The sequence below is a fragment of the Dysosmobacter sp. Phy genome, assembly GCF_054476235.1.
On record NZ_CM136997.1, the window covers coordinates 1,852,853 to 1,872,552 of the forward strand.

Sequence of the window (19,700 nt, forward strand, 5' to 3'; positions counted from 1 at the left end):
TCTTGTTTTTGGTGGTACCAAAGGCAACCCCCGGCTAAGCCGGGGGTAAAAAATAGCTTAAAGCGAGGAGAAAAGTAGAAAAAGAAAAAACTCCCTGATAAGGTAGAAGTGGTTTGCCGACCACACAACTACGATAACAGGGAGGTCTTCATCGTGAAAGACAAAGACATAAGTAGTTTAGAGCATACGAGTTGGAGATGTCAATATCACATCGTATTTGCACCAAAATATCGGAGGATGGAGATATATGGACAAATAAAACAGGATATAGGAGTGATATTGAGGAAACTGTGCCAGCAGAAGGGGGTAGAAATAATAGAAGCCAGAGCGTGTCCGGATCATATCCATATGCTGATAAGTATCCCACCCAAGTACAGCGTGTCACAGATTATGGGGTATTTAAAGGGGAAGAGCAGTCTGATGATATTTGACCGACATGCGAATCTAAAATATAAGTATGGGAATCGGCACTTTTGGGCGAGAGGATATTATGTGGATACAGTGGGACGGAATAAAAAGCAGATAGCAGAGTATATCCGAAATCAACTGGCATCGGATCAAATAGCAGACCAGATAGGGCTGAAAGAGTTTGTTGACCCGTTTACGGGTCGCGAGAACAAGAAGGCATAAGAGGAACCCCTTAAGGGGTAGCCCGAGAAAGAAATGCAGTCGGCAAACCTTTCGGGGCCCCTTAAGGGGCTTCGTCCGTATCTGGCCCTTATAGGGCCTACTCAAGCCTCCGGCTCAGCCGGAGGTTTTGACTGGGGCACGATTTTTCGCGCATCTCCCTTGACAAAGTGTGTGGATCCTTTGGTTATAACGGGGTTATATATCACTGCTATATGGAGGGACGGCCTGCCGCTGCGCTGGAGAAGATTCAGCAGGCAGCGATGGAGGCATTTTTGGAGAAGGGCTTTCCGGGTGCCTCCCTGCGCCAGATCGTCAAACAGGCGGGAACTGCCGCCGGCGCTTTTTCCGGCTATTTTTCCAGCAAGGAGGCGCGCTTTGCCTCCCTTGTAAAGCCTCACGCCGCCGCGCCCATAGGCCGGTTTATGGAAGCCCAGACCTCCTTTGCCGAGCTGCCGGCGCGGAAAGACACTTGACAAAGAAATTATACGGCTGTATAATTAAATCGAATTATACGAGTGTATAAAAAGGAGGCAGGCTGATGGAGCAGGAGATCAAACGGCTGGGAGATGCCGAACTGGAGATCATGCAGGCAGTGTGGCGGGCGGAGGGACCGGTCAGCGCCAGCGAGGTGCGCGCGGCCCTCCGGGGCCGGCGGGACTGGGCGCTGGCCACGCTGATGACGGTTCTGAAGCGCCTTTGTGACAAGGGGTTCCTCCTGTGCGAAAAGCAGGGGCGGAACAATCTGTACCGGGCGCTGATCCCGGAGGTGACCTATCAGCAGCAGGAGGGCCGCACGGTGCTGGAAAAGCTCTACGGCAACTCCGTGACCGGCCTGGTGGCGTCGCTGTACGCAGGAAAGTCCATTGACGATGCGGACATGGCGGAGCTCAAGCGCTTTTTGGAGGAATGGGAGGGCGGAACATGATGGAGTCCTTTGTCATCGATCTGCTGCGGACGTCCCTGGTGGTGGGGGCGGCCGCCTGTGCGCTGGCCGCCGCGGCCCGGCCGTGGTACCGGCGCTTTTCCGCCGGGGGAAGGAACCGGCTGTGGCTGCTGCTGGCGATTTTGCTGCTGGCGGGACCCTTTCTGCGGCCGCCCCAGGCCTACCGCATCGCCTTGCCCGCCGCCGTTTCGGCTCCGGCGGAAGAGACCAACCGCGGCCAGGCCGCCGCGCCGCAGCCTGCGGCGGAGCCGATGGGACAGACGGCGGAGAGTGTCCCCCAGACCGGGGCGGCACCGGCCCTGCAGGCCGCTGCGCCGGAGGAGGGGGAAAGCTCCGCCCGGCTGCCGTCCGTGACGCCGGAAACAGCCGCCCAGTGGATCTGGGGAGTGGGGGCCGCCGCCTTTGTGCTGTGGCAGGCCGGGGGAGAGTTCCTTTTCCGCCGCCGGGTCCGCCGGTGGGCCGTTCCGGAGGAGGGCGAGGCGGTACTGGCGCTGTACCGGTCGGTGCTGCCCGAGGTGCCCCATCCGCCGCTGCTGCGCTGCGCCGTCGTGGAGACCCCGGTGCTGGCGGGGGCGCTGCGGCCCAGGCTGTTGCTGCCAGAGCGGACGTATGAGGCGGAGACGCTGGGCTACCTGTTCCGCCATGAGCTGTGCCACCGGAAGAGCCGGGATATCTGGCGCAAGCTGCTGTATCTGACGGCAAATGCCATCCACTGGTTCAACCCTGCTGCATGGCTGCTGCGCTGGGAGGCGGAGCGGGATCTGGAGCGGCTGGGCGACGAGCGGGTGGTGGCCGCGGCGGGGGCCGCGGAGCGCCGGGCTTACGGCGCGGTGCTGCTGGATGCAGCCGGGTCCATCCGGGGACCGGCAGCCTCCACGTACATCTCTAATGATGCCAGGGCCCTGCGGGACCGGCTGGAGAGCATCCTGCGCCCCGGCAGGCGCAGCGGCCGGGTCTGGACGGCGCTGGCGGGCCTGGCGGTCTGCGGCACGGTGGTGCTCACCGGCTGCTTCGGCGGCGCAGAGGTCCCCGCGGACACGGCGGAGAGCATCGGAACAGACCGGGAGATCCAACACATCCTGATCCTGGGCACTGCGCAGAATACGCCGCAGCTGAGCTGCGACGCGGTGCTGCTGGTGACATGCGACTATGACCGGCCTGCCCTGGATGTCCTGAGTATCCCGCGGGATACCTACTTCGCTCAGGCGGAGGGGACGGCCAAGACGCCCGGCAGAGGCGCCTTTTCCTCCGACACGCCTCTGGAGACGGCGGCGGAGCTGGTCTCCCAGCTGACCGGTACCCGTGTGGACGCCACGGTGATCGTCGACGCGGAGGCTCTGGCCGGCCTGGTGGACGCCGTGGGCGGCGTGACCTGCGCCGTTCCCCGGGATATGGACTACGACGACCCGGCCCAGGGGCTGTCCATCCACCTGACGGAGGGCACCCGGCACCTGGACGGAGAGCAGTTCGTGGGGCTTCTGCGCTACCGGCTGGGGAACGATCTCAGCGAGAGCTATCCCCAGGGGGACCTGGACCGGATCCGAACCCAGCAGCAGGCCATCGGGGCCCTGGCGGAGGCGGTCTGCGGATGCTCTCTGGAACAGATCACGGCCTTGACGGCCTTGGCGGCTGAGAGCGTGACCACGGACCTCTCCGCTCAGCAGCTGCTGTATCTGAGCAAGGGGCTCCTGTCCGGCGGTCTGTCCGCGGAGGATGTGACCTGTTCCACGCTGCCGGGGGCGAATGGCTCCATCTGGAGCGAGGAATACCAGTGCCAACTGAGCTATTGGATCCCCGCCGGGACGGAGAAGATCAGTGGGATGCCGGACCTGAGCGATTCCCAGTCGGAGGCGGAGACGGACCGGCAGGCCATGGAGGCGGCGGGGGCTGCCCTCTATAAGCCATGAGACCGGACGGCGGAAACAGGGGGAAGACACTGCCATGGAAACCATCGCCGGAGCGGAGCGGACGGCCCATGTGGTCTGGGTCAGCGAGGAGGCTCGGATCGCGTCCTTTCATCCGGTGGAGGGGTATCTTCCCCGGCGCTTCTGGAACCACGCCTTTTTTATGGGCTATCTGTACTCCCTGCAAAGACGCAGCTTCCGCTTTCAGTGAAGGGGAGGGCGCGAAACAGCCGTGCCGGAAAGGCGCGGCTGTTTTTTAACATCCGCCGGAGCGATAACGGCTACCATTTCCTGCCGGAAGGGTGTATAATAAAAATCAGCGAAATCAGGGGGAGGTCCCTGGCGGGAGGGTATGGCGTGATGAAGAGAAAGACCATCCGCTTTTTGTGGGTCAGTCTGGCGGTCCTGGCCGCGCTGTGCGTGGCGGTGTTCGCGTGGCTTAATCAGACCATGGTGCAAAAGAGCAACGAGACGATCACCCGGGTGGCGAATATCTATATGGAGGAGATCAACACCCAGCTGCGGCGGCACTTTGACTCGCTGGTGGAAATGCAGATGTCCCAAGTGGAGGGACTCATCCTGGCCGTGCCGCCCGAGACGGTGCAGACGATGGATGAGGACACCGTGCAGACCTTGACGGAAAAGGGGAGAGCCAGAGGGTTTACCTACCTGGCCCTGTACAACACCGACGGCCAGGCGGATATCCTGTATGGGGAACCGGTGACGATCCGGGAGGAGGACCGCTTTCTGGATTCCCTGAACCAGGCGGAGCCGAAAGTCGTCCTGGGCGACACCGCCGCCGGCCAGGGCGTGCTGCTGCTGGGCGTGTCGGTGGGTTATCCGATATCGGAGGGATATCCCATGCGGGACGGCAGCCGGTGCACCGCCCTGCTGGTCGGTGTGCCCGTGGAGTCGGTCAACCTGGCGCTGTCACTGGACGAGGACGAGACGCTGGTGTTCTCCCACATCATTGAGAGAAGCGGCCGCTTTGTGCTGAAGAATTCCCGGGTGGATACGGACAACTATTACGACTGGCTGCTGGCGCGGGGAGAATTTGCCGGAAAGAGCCCGGAACAGGTGGTCTCCGAGATGCGCGGGAGCCTGGCTCAGGGAGGATTTTTCAGCATGGCCATGTCGCTGGACGGCCGGCAGCGGCATGTCTACTGCTCTCCGCTGTCCAACTCCGAGTGGTATCTGGTCACAGTGATGCCCTACGGCGCGCTGGACGAGGTGGTGTCGGACCTGGGCAGTGACCGGGCGGCCACCATGCTGGCCGGATGCGGGATCCTGCTGGCGGCTACGCTGGTGGTGTTCTTCCTGTATCTGCGCATGTCCCGGCGCCAGCTGGCGGCCGTGGAAAAGGCCCAGCGGGAGGCCGAGCGGGCCAACCGGGCCAAGAGCGAGTTCCTCTCCAATATGAGCCACGACATCCGCACTCCCATGAACGCCATCGTGGGCATGACCGCCATCGCCGCGGCCAATATGGACAACCCCGACCGGGTGGCCTCCTGTCTGCGGAAGATCTCTCTGTCCAGCCAGCACCTGCTGGGCCTGATCAACGACGTTCTGGATATGTCCAAGATTGAAAGCGGCAAGCTGACGCTGAACGTGGACGTCATCTGCCTGCGGGAGACCATGGAGAGCATCGTCAGCATCATCCAGCCCCAGGTAAAGGCCAAGCGGCAGCTGTTCGACGTGTTTATCCAGAACATCCGGCGGGAGAACCTGTACTGCGACAGCGTGCGGCTGAACCAGGTGCTGCTGAACCTGCTGTCCAACGCCATGAAGTTCACCCCCGAGGAGGGCAGCATCACCGTGACGGTCTCTCAGGAGGATTCCCCCCGGGGCGAGGGCTTCGTCCGGACCCACTTCATCGTCCGGGACACCGGCATCGGCATGTCGGAGGAATTCCAGAAAAAGATCTTCGAGTCCTTCGCCCGGGAGGACAGCACCCGCGTCCAGCGCACCGAGGGCACCGGTCTGGGCATGGCCATCACCAAATACATTGTGGATGAGATGCAGGGCACCATCGCCGTGGCCAGCCGGCGGGGCGAGGGCAGCGAGTTCCATGTGACGCTGGATCTGGAGGCCGCTCCCGAGGATGACGAAACCATGCGCCTGCCCGACTGGGAGATGCTGGTGGTGGACGACGACGAGCAGCTGTGCCGCTCCGCCGCCGACTCCCTCCGGGACATGGGCGTCCGGGCGGAGTGGGCGCTCAGCGGACCGCAGGCCATCGACATGGCCCGGGAGCGGCACCGCCAGGGCCGGGATTACCAGGTGATCCTGCTGGACTGGAAGATCCCGGGCATGGACGGCATCGAGACGGCCCGGCGCCTGCGGGCAGCCATCGGGGACCATGTGCCCATCCTGCTGATCTCCGCCTACGACTGGAGCGACATTGAGGACCAGGCCCGTCAGGCCGGCATCAGCGGCTTTTTGTCCAAGCCGCTGTTCAGGTCCACCCTGTACCACGGCCTGCTGCGCTTTGCCGGGGACGAGGCGGCCCGGCCGGAGGAACCCCAGGAGACTGGCCGGGACTTTTCCGGCGTCCGCATCCTGCTGGCGGAGGACAACGAGCTCAACTGGGAGATCGCGAACGAGCTGCTCACCGCCCAGGGCTTCCGGCTGGACTGGGCGGAGAACGGCCAAAAGTGCGTGGAGCTGTTCGAATCCGCTGAGGCCGGGACCTACGACCTGATCCTGATGGATCTGCGGATGCCGGTGATGAACGGCTACGACGCCACCCGGGCCATCCGTGCCCTTGACCGGCCGGACGCCCAGACCATTCCCATCATCGCCATGACTGCCGACGCCTTCTCCGAGGACATCCACCGGTGCCTGGAGTGCGGTATGGACGCCCATATCGCAAAGCCCCTGGACATGCGGGAGCTGCTACGCCTGCTGCAGCGGTATCTGCCGTGATCCGCCGTGCGCCCGCTTGCGGGCGCACGGTTTTTTCCTGCCGTGGACAATGGTGGTTTACCGGCGGAAAAAAGTCTGATACAATCAAAGGACCAATGATAAAGGAGGATACCGCCATGGCTCCGTTGATCCTGATTGCGGAGGATGACGCCGACATCCGCAGCCTGCTTCGGCTCTATCTGGAGGGGGAGGGCTTCCGGGTGGCAGAGGCCGCCGACGGCGCCGCCGCTCTGGACCTGGCCCGGACCGAGCCGCCGGACATGGCCATTTTGGATGTGATGATGCCGGGGATGAACGGCTTTGAGCTGACCCGGGCCCTGCGGGCTTACAGCGACGTGCCCATTTTGATCCTCTCCGCCAAGAGCCAGGACAACGACAAGATCCTGGGTCTGAACCTGGGCGCCGACGACTACATCGCAAAGCCCTTCAACCCGGTGGAGATCGTGGCCCGGGTCCGGGCCCAGCTGCGCCGGGCCGCCCGGACGGGGGGCGACGTGCTGCGGGTGGGGGATCTGGCCCTGGACACCGCCTCGTTCCAGCTGACCCGGGGCGGTACGCCCATCCCCCTGACGCCCATGGAGTACAAGGTCCTGGCCCTGCTCATGCGGGCCCCGGGGCGGATCTTCACCAAGGTCCAGCTGTACGAGGGGGCGGTGGGCCCCTATTTCGAGGGAGACGACAACACGATGATGGTGCACATCTCCAAGCTGCGGGAGAAGATCGAGGAGGATCCCAAAAATCCCCGCTACATCATCACGGTGAGAGGATTGGGGTATAAGATTGAAAAATAAACGACGCTCCGGCAGCCTCTTCGCGCTGCTGGCCCGGACGTATCTGCTCTTTACGCTGACGCTGCTGGCCATCGCGGCGGGGGTGTTCTGCCTGTGGGAAGCGTGGCTGACGGACCTCTACCGCCCGGTGGACTGGGACGGGCTTTTGACGGACCCGGCTCTGGAGAGCGGAGACTACGGCCGGGCGGCCCGGTCCCTTGCCAAAGGCGGCGGGGAATTTGCCGTCTATGACCAGGCGGGGCGGCTGCGCTACGCCTCCGGCGACGGCTTCGATCCGATCTGTACCGCCGGAGAACTGGACTGCGTGCCCCTTTACGGCGACGACGTGTCCACGACGGTGTTCCCCCGGCAGAGCCCCGACGGCGCGTCGGGCTATCTGCTCATCCGCCAGCGCTATGACGGCAGCGAGACCGCGCCCGCGGAGCTCATGGCCCTGGATGGGGACTACCAAGTGACCTACGGCGGCTTTTCCGACGGCCGCACAGGCTATACCCGCCGGGAGTACCAGTATCTCACCGGCACCCGCTTTCCCGGCACCCGCTTGGTGCGCCAGGAGATCTCCTCCGCCCGGGGGGAGGAGACGCTGCTGCTGCGGGAGCGGCTTTTGACGCCGGAGGAGGACCTGCGCCACTACCGGGAGTCCTGGCGGATCTGGCTTTTGTGTGTACCGCTGTACCTGCTGGGGGCAGGGGCCTTTTTGTGGTGGCTGAGCCGCAAGATCGGCAGGCCCCTGCGGCGGCTCAACGACGCCGTGGAGGCCCAGGCGGAGGGACGCTCGGTCCGGGTGGGCGAGTGCGGCGGCACCTGGGAGATCCGGCGCATCGCCGAGAGCTTCGACCGCTTTGCCGACCGCCTGGACGAGAGCGAGGCGGAGCGGCGCCGCCTGGACCAGGGCCGCCAGAAGCTCATCGCCGATATCTCCCACGATATCAAGACCCCCGTCACCGTCATTGCCGGGTACGTGGACGCCATCTGCGACGGCACGGTGCCGCCTCAGGAGCGGGAGCGGTATCTCCGGGCCATCCGGGCCCGGGCGGAGACGCTGACGGAACTGGTGGAGGCTTTCCACGAGTACAGCAAGGTGGAGCACCCGGCCTTTGTGCTGCACCGGGAGCGGACGGACCTGTGCGAGTTCCTGCGGGCGTATCTGGCGAAAAAATACGGCGAGATCGACCTGGCGGGCTTCTCGCTGGAGGTGGCCATCCCCGAGCGGCCCCTCTTTTGCCGGCTGGATCGGTTCCAGTTCACCCGGGTGCTGGACAACCTCCTCACCAACGCCCTGCGCCACAACCGCCTGGGGACCGTGCTGTTCTTCGATGTGGAGCGGGAGGGGGCCCAGGCCCTGGTGCGGGTGGCGGACAACGGCGCCGGCATCCCTCCGGAGCAGGCCGCCCGGCTGTTCGAGCCCTTCGTGGTGGGCAGCGAGGCCCGCTCCGGCAAGGGCAGCGGCCTGGGGCTGTCCATCACCCGGCGGATCGTGGAAAAGCACGGCGGCACCATCGTCCTCTCGCCCCGGCCGGGCCCCGGCCGCAGCACGGAGTTTTTGCTGCGCCTGCCCCTGGACCCGTCCCCGACACCGCCCCGGAGAGAAGAGACAGCCGAATAAGAGATCGGAAATGGGGATCCCCCGGACCGCACAGGTCCGGGGGATTTTTTGCTTTCTTTGCAAATCTTAAGGAAACGCAAAGGGGCGGTAAAGACTGGGGCGGTATGATACACCGCAGAAAGGGGGCTGACCCATGAACCAGCCTGATCCGCGGAGCCGTCCCATCATCGAGGTGCGGGACGTCCGCAAGGAATACCCCATCGGCGACGAGACGGTGGTGGCGCTCAAGCGCATCAATCTTCAGGTTTTCCGGGGGGAGATCTGCTGTATCTTCGGTACCTCCGGCTCCGGAAAGAGCACGCTGCTCAACCAGCTGGCCGGGATGGAGAAGCCCACCCGGGGCGAGGTGCGCATCGGCGGCGTGCCCATCTCCCGGCTGGATGAGAACCAGCTGGCATCCTTCCGCCAGAAGCACCTGGGCTTCGTGTTCCAATCCTACAATCTGCTGCCCAACCTCACCGCCACGGAGAACGTGGCCATGCCGCTGCTGTTCCGGGGCGTGCCCCGGCGGGACCGGGAGGAGGCGGCCCGGGCCCTTTTGAAGCGGGTGGGCCTGAGCCACCGGCTGGACCACTTCCCCCGGCAGATGTCCGGCGGCCAGCAGCAGCGGGCGGGCATCGCCCGGGCCTTCATCGCCCGGCCGGACGTGGTCTTTGCCGACGAGCCAACCGGCAACCTGGACTCCAAGACCACCGTGGAGATCATGGAGATGATCTGCACCTTTGCCCGCAACTATCACCAGACCATCATCCTGGTGACCCACGATCCGGAGATGGCGTCCTACGCCGACCGGATCGTCACCCTCATCGACGGCGAGATCGTCAGCAATCAACGAAATCAAAAGGAGAATCCCCGCCATGAAACGTAATCTGCTTATCCGCGGCTGCGCGCTGTTGCTGCTGGTGGTCCTGGCGGCCACCCTGGTCCCCATGGCCTCCGCCGCCGGCGGCAGCCTGTACATCACAGGCTACACCGTCACCGATGCCGGGGGCAGACCGGTGGGCGCCATCACCAAGGGCTCCACGGTGAACATTGCTGTGTCCGTCAAGGACATCAGCGACGGCAGCGGTCAGGGCAACCCCCAGGGCCTGGACATCGCCAAGCTGGACGACAGCTTCACCGGCGGCAGCGTGACCACCCGCCGGACCTCTCCGGACGGCGCGCCTCTGGTTTACGAGGTGCTGCTGACGGGCCTTCAGTACAAGGGCGTTGGCCAGGCCCTGCGGCTCCAGATCGGCAGTGCCGGGCAGCCGGATTCCTATCAGACCATGGAGACCACCATCACCGAGGCGGTGGTCTACGAGGCGCCCCAGCCGGTGACACCGCCCGCACCTGAGACTCCGGAGGCCTCTCCGGCACCCATGGTGGTGATCTCCCGGAGCGAGCTGGAGCAGCCCCTGCGCCCTGGCCAGGAGGTGGAGCTGACGGTGTATTTCCGCAACCTCAGCGGTCCCCGGATGCGCTCTCCGGTGGCCTCCTTTACCCCCTCGGAGGGGCTGAGCATTGTGGGCGGCGCCTCCTCCTTCCCCCTGAATGATATCCCCAGCAAGAAGAGTGTCAGCCTCAAGGTGCGGATAAAGGCCGCCAGCGTCATCGCCTCACCCAACCAGACGCTGGGGGTGGATCTGAAGTACAACTACCACAACAACATCTCCATGGTCCAGGCCGCTGCCAACGACAAGATCTCCATTCCCGCCCTGGCCCGGGAGAGCGTGCCCCAGCCGGTGGTGGTGACGACCCGCTCCGCCATGGATACGCCCATGTCGCCGGGGGAGATCCGGGAGATCACCCTGTCCTTTGCCAATACCAGCGAGGCACGGCTGGTCTCTCCGGTGCTCTCCGTGACGCCCTCAGAGGCGCTGGTGCTGAAGAACGACGTCTCCACCTTCCTGATGGAGGATATCGCTCCCGGCGCCGCCGGTACTGTGACGCTGAAGCTGCAAGCTGCAAAGGATGTGGCCTCCGCCAATCAGACTGTCAGCACAGAGCTGAAATTCGCCTATGACAACGGCACCGCTCTGGCGCAGGCATCCGTGTCGGACAAGATCAACGTCCCCGTGGACGTCCCCTCCAAGGCGGACGCCCCCACGCCCAATATTGTCATCCGCAGCTTTACCTACGGCGAGAGCTCCGTGGCCACGGGCAGCGCCTTCCCCCTGGGCTTCACCTTCGTCAACACCGGCAAGATGGGCATTGAGAATGTGGTGGTCACCGTGGACGGCGGCGAGAGCTTCACCATGAACAACAGCACCAACACCTTCTACTACCCCGCCTTGTCCGCCGGAGGCAGCCAGACCCAGGAGGTGCCCATGCGGGTGGTGCCCACCAGCAAGAGCGGCGCCCAGAGCATCACGGTGGGCTTCAAATATGAGTACGTATCCGGTGACAAGCGAACCCAGGCCAATACGGACATCCGGATCTCCGTTCCGGTCTATCAGCCCGACCGCTTCCAGATCAACGCCCCCGCCGTGCCGGAGACGGTGACGGTGGGCGAGGAGACGGCCCTCACCCTGGCCTATGTGAACAAGGGCCGGGGCGACATTTCCAACGTGGAGGCCGTGGTGGAGGGCGACGGAGTGGACACCCCCGCCCGGACCCAGTACCTGGGCAACATCATCGCCGGCGGCAGCGGCAACATCGGCTTTGCCCTGACGCCCAGCCAGGAGGGGGAGATCCCCCTGACGCTGAAGATCTCCTATGAAAATGCGGACCAGCAGCTGGTGACCCGGGAGTTCCCCGTCACGCTCAAGGCCGAGGAGCCGCCCATGGTGGAGGAGACGGATTTTGAAGAGCCGGAGCAAGGCGGCGGCTTCCCCTGGCTGGCGGTGGTCCTGGTGATCGCCGGCGCCGGAGCCGGCGGTGGGGCTCTGTGGCTGCGCAAGCGGAAAAAGAAGGCGGAGGCCGTGACCGACGGCAGCTGGGAGGACTGGGACCAGACGCCGGGCAGTGAGGAGGCGTGAGCGTTGAAACAAAATGATCTGCTGCGTATATGCCTGCAAAATCTCATGCGCCGCAAGTCCCGCACCTTCCTCACGGTGCTGGGCGTGCTCATCGGCTGCTGCTCCATCGTCATCATGGTGTCCCTGGGCATCGGCATGAAGCAGTCCCAGGAAAAGCTGCTGGCGGAGATGGGTGATCTGACCATCGTTACCGTCAACGCTCCCCAGGGCGGCCGGGGCAAGCTGAAGCTGGACGACGCCCTGGTGCGCCGCCTGCGGACCCTGGAGGGGGTGGAGTCCGTGGCGCCCAAGCAGTCTCTGGAGGTGGAGTCCATCCGGCTGGTGACCGGGATCGGCGGCCGCTATGTGGCCGACTGGTCGGCGCTGGTGGGACTGGACACCGCCGAGATGGAGAAGATGGGCTATCAGGTCCTCTCCGGCGACCGGGCGCAGAAGAGCGGCGACGTGCTGGTGGGACAGTATCTGGCGTACAGCTTCCGGGACACCCTGCGCCCTGACGGCAGCAACATGGTGGACCGCTGGAGCGGCATGTGGGACGAGAGCGGAAAGGATAAGGATCCGCCGCCGCCCTATTTTGACCCCCTCAGCGGCCCCATCACCCTGGAGGCGGAGACGGCAAACGGCAAAATCACCGCCCAGCTGCGTCCTGTGGGCGTGGTGAAGGAGGACTACGCCAAGGGGGCGGAGACCTCCGAGGGGGTGATCATGAGCCTTTCGGACCTGCGCGGGCTGCTGACCAAGGCCCTGGGCAACGGCAAGAAGATGCCGGCCTACGACTCTGTCCTGGTAAAGGTGCAGAACATCTCTCAGGTGAAGCCGGTGGAGAACCAGATCAAGACCATGGGCTACTCCACGGAGTCCATGGAGAGCATCCGGGAACCCATGGAAAAGGAAGCCCGGCAAAAGCAGATGATGCTGGGAGGCCTTGGCGCCATCTCCCTGTTCGTGGCGGCCCTGGGCATCACCAACACCATGATCATGTCCATCTCCGAGCGGACCCGGGAGATCGGCATTATGAAGGCTCTGGGCTGCTATGTCCGGGATATCCGGGTGATGTTTCTGGCGGAGGCGGGCGCCATCGGCCTCATCGGAGGACTGGTGGGCTGCGTTATCAGCTTCGTGATCTCGGTGATCATCAACCTGGTATCCATGGGGCTGTCGCCGGAGAATCTGCCGGCGGCCATCCTGGGCGGCGGCGAGACCTCCCGGGTGTCGGTGATCCCCCCGTGGCTGCTGCTGTTCGCGGTGGTGTTCTCCGTGCTGATCGGCCTGGGCTCCGGGTACTATCCGGCCAACAAGGCGGTGCAGATCCCCGCTCTGGAGGCGATTAAAAGCGAATGACCCCCCGATACGAAGAAAATCAGGCGGCGCCCTCTTGACAGGGCGCCGCCGTCGTGTTATATTTGCGTTACGGTTAGTTACTAGACTAATTAACCGACTAGGAAAGGAGGCGGCCTGTGCAGTTTACAGAGGACCGGCCCATCTTCCAGCAGCTGGCGGAGCAGCTGGAGGAGGCCATTCTGGCCGGGACGTACCCGGAGGAGAGCCAGGTGCCCTCCATCACCGAGTACTCCGTGGCCTACAAGATCAATCCCGCCACAGCCCTCAAGGGCATCAACCTGCTGGTGGACGCGGGGCTGCTGTACAAGAGGCGGGGCGTGGGGATGTTCGTCTCTCCCGGCGCCCGGGAGAAGCTCCTGGGGGCCCGGCGGGAGCGGTTTTATCACGATCACATCCAGCGCACGGTGCGGGAGGCCCGGAACCTGGGGCTGACGGACCGGGAAGTGCTGGATTTGCTGGAAAGGGGTTTACAGGAACATGGCGATTGAATTTCAACACGTCACCAAGCGTTTCGGCGCCGTCACGGCGCTGGAGGACGTGTCGGTGACCTTCGGCGGCGATAAAATTTACGGGCTGCTGGGCAACAACGGCGCGGGCAAGTCCACCCTGCTGAATATCCTGACAGGCCGGATCTGCCCGGACGGCGGCGCCGTCACCGTGGACGGCGCGCCGGTCACCGGCGACGAGGCCCTGGGGAAGCTCTTCCTGGTGGGGGAGCAGAACCTCTATCCCGACGATATGCGGGTCAAGGGGGCCTTTGACGCGGCGGCGCTGTTCTATCCGGACTTTGACCGGGCCCGGGCGGAGGACCTGGCGGGGCAGTTCGGCCTGTCCGTCAAGCAGAAGATCAACCGCCTCTCCACCGGCTACGGCTCCATCTTCCGGAATATTCTGGGCCTGTGCGTGGGCACGCCCTACGTGCTCTTCGACGAGCCGGTGCTGGGGCTGGACGCCCAGCACCGGGACCTCTTTTACCGGCTGCTGCTGGAGACCTACGCGGAGCAGCCCCGGACCATCGTGCTCTCCACCCACCTCATCGACGAGGTGGCGCAGATCGTGGAGCACACGGTCATCATCCGGGCTGGCCGCATCCTCCAGGACGCCCCCACGGAGCAGCTGACGGCGGGGGCCTGCACCATCTCCGGCCCGGCCGCCGCCGTGGACGATTATACGGCGGGGAAGGATGTCCTGACGGCGCGGAGTCTGGGCGGCCTCAAGACCGTGTGCCTGCGCGGAGGCGACGGCGGACCGCTGCCCGCCGGGCTGGAGCGGACCCGCCTGGGGCTCCAGGAGTACTTTATCAGTTTGATGGAAGAGGAGGATCGGAAATGAGCGTGGCGTTGAACCGGGCGGTCCGGTACGGGATCCGCAATTACCTCCGGGCGGCAGGTATTTTGCTGCTGGTGATGCTGCTGATCCCCCTGGCCCTGTGGGTCATGCTGGCGATGCTGGGCGGCAGCGGCAGCAATTTCAACGGCTACTCCCTGTCGGTGGGGGTATTCGGATTCGTGCTGGGCATGGTGGGCATCCGGGAAAACCTGCGGATGTTAAACCAGAACGGTGTCTCCCGCCGCACCGCCTTTCTGGCAGAGATCGTCAGCCAGGCAGTGGTGGCGGTGCTGGTGGCCCTGGGGACAACGGCGGTGCTGGCGGTGTATCGTGCCCTCCCCGGCCTCATGGCTCGGGTGGAGGTGTCGGATGTGTACCAGCTGCTCTACGAGGGGGCGGACATGGGCCCCGCCGGCTATCTGCGGACGGCGGTGTTCTCCGCCGCCATGGCCTTTTCCCTGGCGGGGGTGGGCCAGTTCTGGTCGGTGCTGTACTGGCGCCTGAGCAAGTTCTGGACGGTGATCGTCTCCATCGCCATTCCCCTGGTGCTGATCTTCGGCCCTGCGGCGGTGCTGACCGCTGTGGGCGACACACCGGCGGGGGAGGCCATTGTCCGGGTGCTGGCGGCTCTGGGGCGGTTCTTTATAGGCTCTGTGTGGAACGCCGCTCTGGTGTTTCTGGCGGTGGCGGCAGTGAGCTTTGCCCTCAGCTGGCTGCTGGTCCGCCGGGCGGTAATCCGGGGCGCCAAATGAATACAAGACAAAAAGGGAGAGCGGACGGCCGTCCGCTCTCCCTTTTGATGTACGGCTTTTTACAGCATTTTCAGCAGCTCCAGCTGTTCGCCGGAGGGGCCGGTGAAGAACCAGTTCTCCAGCCCGCCGAAGGTGCTGGGCAGGACGTTTTTCTCCCCGGTCATAAAGGTGTCCACACCCAGGGCCTTCAGGTCCGCCGCGGCTTTGTCCACATCGTCCACGTAAATGGCGATGTGGGGGATAACGCCCTCACCGCCGGGATTCGAGGCGATCAGCTCCACGGTGAAGCCCGCCAGCTCCACCAGTGCCAGCTCGTTGGCCTGGGCCGGGGGACAGGCGGGGGCACGCTGGAGCAGCCTGCCGCCGATGCGCTCATAAAAGGCGATGCTCGCGTCCATGTCTGCCGTGCGGACGGCGATGTGGCCCAGGCCCTGATAGTGTTCATTCATATTCATATGGATCCTCCTTCATGGTAGTTCACGGGTGGGATGGGGGTGCGCTCTCCGGCAGCTCCCCGGGAATCAGCGCGCCGATGACGCCGCACACCGCCGCCGGCAGCAGCCAGCCGAAGCCGATGGAGGCCAGGGGCAGCGCATCCAGGAAGGGCAGCTCCACGCCGCCGTAAGTGGAGAGGGTTTTCAGCAGGCTCACCGCCAGGGCGCCCAGGGCCGCCAGCCGGTATACCCACACCCGCCGCAGCCGCCGGCCCGCCAGAGCCAGCAGGATCAGGGCCAGGGTGGGGGGATAGACCACGTCCAGAATGGGTCCGGCGATGGCAACGATCTGATCCAGGCCGAAGTTGGACACCACGGCGCTGAACACGCAGATTACCGCCGCCGTCACCGGGTAGGACAGCCGTCCGCCGGTGAGGCCGGAAAAGTAGGAGGCGGCGGAGCTGACCAGCGCCACCGCCGTGGTGACACAGGCCAGGGCCACCACGATGGAAAACAGCACCACGCCCGCGAAGCCCAAGAGGTTCCGTACGATGGATACCACCAGATACGTCCGGTTCACGGTCAGATCGAAGAACCGGGAGGTGGTGACGCCCAGGTAGGTCAGGCCCAGGTATACCACCAGCAGCGCCGCTCCGGCCACGGCGCCGGCGCCCGCCACCACGGTGAACTTGTCCTTCAGAGCGGTGTGGCCCTTGGCCTCGGCGCTTTTGAGCACGATGATGCCGAACACCATGGCCGCCAGTACGTCCATGGTCTGGTAGCCGGCCTCGATGCCGGTGGCGGGGACGTTGTCCACCAGGGTCCTGGCAGGCACGGGGCCGATGGGGTCGATAACGCCCTTGACGATCAGAATGAGCAGTCCCAGCAGCAGCGCCGGGGTGAGCACCTTGCCCACGATGTCCACCACGGCGGATTCCTTCACGCACAGCAGGAAGATCACCGCGAAGAACAAAATGGAGAACAGCACCGGACTGAACCCGGACACCAGAGGCGACAGGGCCATCTCATAGGTGGTGGCCGCCGTCCGGGGGATGGCAAGCATGGGCCCGATGCACAGCACAATGGCGCTCATCAGCACCGTGGCGGGAACGCGGCTCAGAGGGCGGGTGATGCCGTCGCTGCCGCCCTGGCGGAGGATGGCGAACAGAGCCAGCAGCGCCAGGCCGATGTCCGCCAGATAGTAGCAGAGAAAGCCCAGGAACCACTGGTGTCCTGATTCCAGTCCCAGATAGGGGGGGAAGACCACGTTTCCGGCGCCGAAGAACATGGAGAACAGGGCGAAGCCGATTACAAAAATGTCCTTCCAGATACGCTTCATAAAAACCTCCTTGTCCCATTCGCCGCCGGGCGGCCCGATATTGCCAGAATCTATTATATACGATTTTTTCCAAAAGGGCAAACGCTTTCCCGGGGCCATCCGCCGGCAGCAGAAAATTTTTGAGGAAAGGGGAACTTTTTTGCTTAGCCGCCGTCCAAAAGTTGAAAACCAGGGCGAATACCGCCCGAAAATTTTTTGTTACAGGAGAGAAACCCATGAAAAAGAGATGGACGGCCCTTCTGCTGGCCCTGACGATGACCCTGGCTCTGACTGCCTGCGGCGGAGAGCAGCCTTCCGGCGAAGAGGACGCGCAGGAGAGCGTGGAGGAGACGGTGGACGATGCCCAGACGGAGACCGGCGAGGATATGACGGAGACCGGCACCGAGGAAGCGGAGGACGAGCAGGCGCAGGAGCCCCAGTTGGGAGAGCAGCCCGCCGACACCACTGAAAAGCCCCAGACCGGCAGCAGTCCCGCCGACACCAACGAGAAGCCCCAGAGCCAGCCGGTGGAAAAGCCCTCCACGGAGCAGAAGCCTGCCCAGGAGCAGAAGCCCGCGGCCTCCGCAGACCTGTCCGCCTTTGCCGCGGACCTGGCCGCCTCCCAGACCAACTGGCCCGGCATGATGGCCCTGGAGGGCGAGGCGCTGGACACCTACTATCCCGGCCTGTCCGCCCTGTCCCCCAAGCAGTGCGTGGTACAGATGGCCATGATCTCCGCCTCCGCCGTGGAGATCGCCCTGGTGGAGGTGGCCTCCAGCGCCGATGTGGAGACCGTCAAGGGCATCTTCCAGTCCCGGATCGACTATCAGCTGGGCGACGGGGAGAACCCCGGCGGCCTGCTGTATCCGGCCTCCGTGGAGCTGTGGCAGAACAACGCCCGCATCGTCTCCAACGGCAACTATGTGATGCTGGTGGTCTTTGAGAACGCCGACGGCGTGGTGGACAGCTTCAACGCCCAGTTCGCCTGAGCAGCCGGAAATCAGAAAAGGAAACACGGGACCCGCCCGCCGGCGGGTCCCGTGTGCTGTTTTGCTCAGATCTTCACCAGTTCATACTGCCGGGTGCCCAGCCCCAGCTTCTCCGCGTGCTCCAGGCACACCTGCCACTCGGTGTCCGGGTGGACGGCGTGGAAGAAGTCCTTGTCGGCGCAGTCGCAGTCCTGGTCAAAGACGGCGGAGTTGCGGACCGGCGTCTGGGCCAGGACCGCATCGGCGCAGGCCTGGTCCAGGGCCACGGGATCGAAGGAGGCGAACATGCCCACGTTGGGGACGATGGGCACGTCGTTCTCCCCGTGGCAGTCGCAGTTGGGGGACACGTCCACCACCAGCGACACATGGAAGCAGGGGCGGCCGTCCACCACAGCCTTGGTGTACTCGGCGATCTTCTTGTTGAGGATGGCCGGGGCCTCGTCGTACAGGCACTGGATGGCGTCCTTGGGGCACACGGCCAGACACCGGGCGCAGCCCACGCACTTGTCGGTGTTGATGGTGGCCTTGCCGTCGGGACCGAACTCCGGGGCGCCGTGGGCGCAGATCTTGGCGCAGGCCCGGCAGCCGATGCACTTTTTCTGCTTGACGAAGGGCTTGCCGGAGTTGTGCTGCTCCATCTTGCCGGCCCGGGAGCCGCAGCCCATGCCGATGTTTTTCAGGGTGCCGCCCATGCCGGCCTGCTCGTGGCCCTTGAAGTGGGTCAGGGAGACGAACACGTCGGCGTCCATGACGGCCCGGCCGATCTTGGCGGCCTTGACGTACTCGCCGCCCTCCACGGGCACCTCCACCTCGTCGTTGCCCTTGAGGCCGTCGGCGATGATGACATGGCAGCCGGTGGAGTAGGGGGTGAAGCCGTTGACGTAGGCGGACTCGATGTGGTCCAGGGCATTTTTGCGGCCGCCCACGTACAGGGTGTTGCAGTCGGTCAGGAAGGGCTTGCCCCCCTGGCTCTTCACCAGGTCCGCCACCACCTTGGCCCAGTTGGGCCGCAGGTACGCCAGGTTCCCCGGCTCGCCGAAGTGCATCTTGATGGCGACGAATTTGTCCTCCATGTCGATCTCGCCGAAGCCGGCGGTCATCATCAGCCGGGCCAGCTTCTGGGGCAGGTTCTCACGCCAGCTGGGGCAGCGGAAATCTGCGAAATAGACCTTTGCTTTTTCTGCCATATGCGGTACTCCTTCTCCTCTTTTTTCCTTGTTCCCTTGAAAACGCCTGGGGTCCGGCGGACGAAGGGGGCCTGCCTGCCCCCCGCCCCTCAGGGCAGGTCCACCGTGATATTGTCGGTGCCGTGCTCGTCGAATTCCGAGAGGTAGGCGTCGATACGGTCCATCAGCTGGCTGTAATTCTCCCGGGTCAGGGGCTCACCGTCCATATCCCGCAGGGCCAGCTCCTCCGCCAGGATCTCATAAAACACGATGTCCTCGTATTGCTCGATGGCCTCGTGGATGCCGCCGTCGGCAAAGGCTCGGGAGGGGATCAGCTCTCCCCGGTACAGCTCCACCAGCTTGCTCATCCTGTGCTGAAGGCAATGGGAAAAGACCAGGCTCTCCACCTCGTCGTACTCCTTGATGCGGTCGTTTTCGCGGGTGGAGTTCATCACCCAGTTGCCTATGTAGACCAGATCCAGCAGATACCGGAACTGCTGCTCCGTCAATTCGATCTTCATGGGGAAAACACCTCCCTGTCAGTTCTCTGCCGCCGGCGTCCCCGGCGGCGCACATTGGTACAGTATGATTATAGCAAAGCCGCAGGGGAAA

Annotated in this window: 19 protein-coding genes; 15 read left to right on the forward strand and 4 right to left on the reverse strand. The window is 64.2% G+C overall.

Annotation, left to right across the window (positions count from 1 at the left end; translation table 11 throughout):
* Positions 1-150: 150 nt before the first annotated feature.
* The 14 genes from tnpA to ACVDHE_RS09055 all read left to right on the forward strand — a co-directional run bounded on the left by tnpA (position 151) and on the right by ACVDHE_RS09055 (position 15,181).
* Positions 151-630: an IS200/IS605 family transposase gene (gene tnpA / locus ACVDHE_RS08990; protein WP_087270007.1), complete on the forward strand. Its 480-nt coding sequence runs from the start codon at positions 151-153 to the stop codon at positions 628-630.
* A 212-nt stretch (positions 631-842) separates the two neighbouring features.
* Positions 843-1,103, forward strand: coding sequence for a TetR/AcrR family transcriptional regulator (locus ACVDHE_RS08995; protein ID WP_458884371.1), 261 nt, complete (start codon positions 843-845; stop codon positions 1,101-1,103).
* Between the two features lie 65 nt (positions 1,104-1,168).
* Positions 1,169-1,555 carry a BlaI/MecI/CopY family transcriptional regulator gene (locus tag ACVDHE_RS09000; protein WP_418725916.1) on the forward strand — a complete coding sequence of 129 codons (387 nt, stop codon included), beginning with the start codon at positions 1,169-1,171 and terminating at the stop codon, positions 1,553-1,555.
* Complete coding sequence (locus ACVDHE_RS09005; RefSeq protein ID WP_458884372.1) at positions 1,552-3,480, forward strand: M56 family metallopeptidase; 1,929 nt, start codon at positions 1,552-1,554, stop codon at positions 3,478-3,480. The genes ACVDHE_RS09000 and ACVDHE_RS09005 overlap by 4 nt, the downstream gene beginning before the upstream one ends.
* A gap of 34 nt (positions 3,481-3,514) precedes the next feature.
* On the forward strand, positions 3,515-3,688 hold the full coding sequence (locus ACVDHE_RS09010) for a hypothetical protein (RefSeq protein WP_458884373.1): 174 nt from the start codon (positions 3,515-3,517) through the stop codon (positions 3,686-3,688).
* 149 nt (positions 3,689-3,837) lie between these two features.
* Complete coding sequence (locus tag ACVDHE_RS09015) at positions 3,838-6,402, forward strand: response regulator (RefSeq protein ID WP_458886169.1); 2,565 nt, start codon at positions 3,838-3,840, stop codon at positions 6,400-6,402.
* A gap of 116 nt (positions 6,403-6,518) precedes the next feature.
* Positions 6,519-7,193: a response regulator gene (locus tag ACVDHE_RS09020; protein WP_458884374.1), complete on the forward strand. Its 675-nt coding sequence runs from the start codon at positions 6,519-6,521 to the stop codon at positions 7,191-7,193.
* Positions 7,183-8,799 (forward strand): sensor histidine kinase, encoded by a 1,617-nt coding sequence (locus ACVDHE_RS09025; protein WP_458884375.1) that lies wholly within the window; start codon positions 7,183-7,185, stop codon positions 8,797-8,799. The genes ACVDHE_RS09020 and ACVDHE_RS09025 overlap by 11 nt, the downstream gene beginning before the upstream one ends.
* 133 nt (positions 8,800-8,932) lie before the next feature.
* The gene (locus tag ACVDHE_RS09030) at positions 8,933-9,667 is read left to right on the forward strand and encodes an ABC transporter ATP-binding protein (protein ID WP_418725774.1); all 735 of its coding nucleotides are present in this window, start codon (positions 8,933-8,935) and stop codon (positions 9,665-9,667) included.
* On the forward strand, positions 9,657-11,759 hold the full coding sequence (locus ACVDHE_RS09035) for a COG1361 S-layer family protein (RefSeq protein ID WP_458884376.1): 2,103 nt from the start codon (positions 9,657-9,659) through the stop codon (positions 11,757-11,759). Before ACVDHE_RS09030 ends, ACVDHE_RS09035 begins: the two co-directional genes overlap by 11 nt.
* Before the next feature lie 3 nt (positions 11,760-11,762).
* Positions 11,763-13,100, forward strand: a complete 1,338-nt coding sequence (locus ACVDHE_RS09040) for an ABC transporter permease (protein WP_418725772.1) — start codon at positions 11,763-11,765, stop codon at positions 13,098-13,100.
* Positions 13,101-13,216: 116 nt separating this feature from the next.
* Positions 13,217-13,588, forward strand: a complete 372-nt coding sequence (locus ACVDHE_RS09045) for a GntR family transcriptional regulator (protein ID WP_325227027.1) — start codon at positions 13,217-13,219, stop codon at positions 13,586-13,588.
* Positions 13,578-14,432, forward strand: coding sequence for an ABC transporter ATP-binding protein (locus ACVDHE_RS09050; RefSeq protein ID WP_325227025.1), 855 nt, complete (start codon positions 13,578-13,580; stop codon positions 14,430-14,432). The genes ACVDHE_RS09045 and ACVDHE_RS09050 overlap by 11 nt, the downstream gene beginning before the upstream one ends.
* Positions 14,429-15,181: a hypothetical protein gene (locus ACVDHE_RS09055; RefSeq protein ID WP_458884377.1), complete on the forward strand. Its 753-nt coding sequence runs from the start codon at positions 14,429-14,431 to the stop codon at positions 15,179-15,181. Before ACVDHE_RS09050 ends, ACVDHE_RS09055 begins: the two co-directional genes overlap by 4 nt.
* Before the next feature lie 59 nt (positions 15,182-15,240).
* Here ACVDHE_RS09055 and ACVDHE_RS09060 read toward each other — a convergent pair whose 3' ends face one another.
* Together ACVDHE_RS09060 and brnQ are read right to left on the reverse strand one after the other, a co-directional pair.
* A complete protein-coding gene (locus ACVDHE_RS09060; RefSeq protein WP_325227020.1) occupies positions 15,241-15,636 on the reverse strand; it encodes a VOC family protein in 396 nt (131 codons plus the stop codon).
* Positions 15,637-15,658: 22 nt separating this feature from the next.
* Positions 15,659-16,954 (reverse strand): branched-chain amino acid transport system II carrier protein, encoded by a 1,296-nt coding sequence (gene brnQ, locus ACVDHE_RS09065; RefSeq protein WP_213037770.1) that lies wholly within the window; start codon positions 16,952-16,954, stop codon positions 15,659-15,661.
* A gap of 215 nt (positions 16,955-17,169) precedes the next feature.
* Here brnQ and ACVDHE_RS09070 point away from each other — a divergent pair, with 215 nt between their 5' ends.
* A complete protein-coding gene (locus tag ACVDHE_RS09070) occupies positions 17,170-17,922 on the forward strand; it encodes a DUF4358 domain-containing protein (RefSeq protein WP_458884378.1) in 753 nt (250 codons plus the stop codon).
* Positions 17,923-17,987: 65 nt separating this feature from the next.
* Here ACVDHE_RS09070 and ACVDHE_RS09075 read toward each other — a convergent pair whose 3' ends face one another.
* Together ACVDHE_RS09075 and ACVDHE_RS09080 are read right to left on the reverse strand one after the other, a co-directional pair.
* Complete coding sequence (locus tag ACVDHE_RS09075) at positions 17,988-19,109, reverse strand: DUF362 domain-containing protein (RefSeq protein ID WP_213037772.1); 1,122 nt, start codon at positions 19,107-19,109, stop codon at positions 17,988-17,990.
* A gap of 89 nt (positions 19,110-19,198) precedes the next feature.
* Positions 19,199-19,609 carry a hypothetical protein gene (locus ACVDHE_RS09080; protein ID WP_458884379.1) on the reverse strand — a complete coding sequence of 137 codons (411 nt, stop codon included), beginning with the start codon at positions 19,607-19,609 and terminating at the stop codon, positions 19,199-19,201.
* Positions 19,610-19,700 lie beyond the last annotated feature (91 nt).

Coding starts and splice junctions, on each gene's coding strand:
- ACVDHE_RS09055 (WP_458884377.1), top strand. CDS start 14,429: ATGAGCGTGGCGTTGAACCGGGCGGTCCGGTACGGGATCCGCAATTAC.
- ACVDHE_RS09015 (WP_458886169.1), top strand. CDS start 3,838: ATGAAGAGAAAGACCATCCGCTTTTTGTGGGTCAGTCTGGCGGTCCTG.
- ACVDHE_RS09035 (WP_458884376.1), top strand. CDS start 9,657: ATGAAACGTAATCTGCTTATCCGCGGCTGCGCGCTGTTGCTGCTGGTG.
- ACVDHE_RS09070 (WP_458884378.1), top strand. CDS start 17,170: ATGAAAAAGAGATGGACGGCCCTTCTGCTGGCCCTGACGATGACCCTG.
- ACVDHE_RS09000 (WP_418725916.1), top strand. CDS start 1,169: ATGGAGCAGGAGATCAAACGGCTGGGAGATGCCGAACTGGAGATCATG.
- ACVDHE_RS09005 (WP_458884372.1), top strand. CDS start 1,552: ATGATGGAGTCCTTTGTCATCGATCTGCTGCGGACGTCCCTGGTGGTG.
- ACVDHE_RS09030 (WP_418725774.1), top strand. CDS start 8,933: ATGAACCAGCCTGATCCGCGGAGCCGTCCCATCATCGAGGTGCGGGAC.
- ACVDHE_RS09080 (WP_458884379.1), bottom strand. CDS start 19,609: ATGAAGATCGAATTGACGGAGCAGCAGTTCCGGTATCTGCTGGATCTG.
- ACVDHE_RS08995 (WP_458884371.1), top strand. CDS start 843: ATGGAGGGACGGCCTGCCGCTGCGCTGGAGAAGATTCAGCAGGCAGCG.
- ACVDHE_RS09060 (WP_325227020.1), bottom strand. CDS start 15,636: ATGAATATGAATGAACACTATCAGGGCCTGGGCCACATCGCCGTCCGC.
- ACVDHE_RS09050 (WP_325227025.1), top strand. CDS start 13,578: ATGGCGATTGAATTTCAACACGTCACCAAGCGTTTCGGCGCCGTCACG.
- ACVDHE_RS09075 (WP_213037772.1), bottom strand. CDS start 19,109: ATGGCAGAAAAAGCAAAGGTCTATTTCGCAGATTTCCGCTGCCCCAGC.
- ACVDHE_RS09020 (WP_458884374.1), top strand. CDS start 6,519: ATGGCTCCGTTGATCCTGATTGCGGAGGATGACGCCGACATCCGCAGC.
- brnQ (WP_213037770.1), bottom strand. CDS start 16,954: ATGAAGCGTATCTGGAAGGACATTTTTGTAATCGGCTTCGCCCTGTTC.
- ACVDHE_RS09010 (WP_458884373.1), top strand. CDS start 3,515: ATGGAAACCATCGCCGGAGCGGAGCGGACGGCCCATGTGGTCTGGGTC.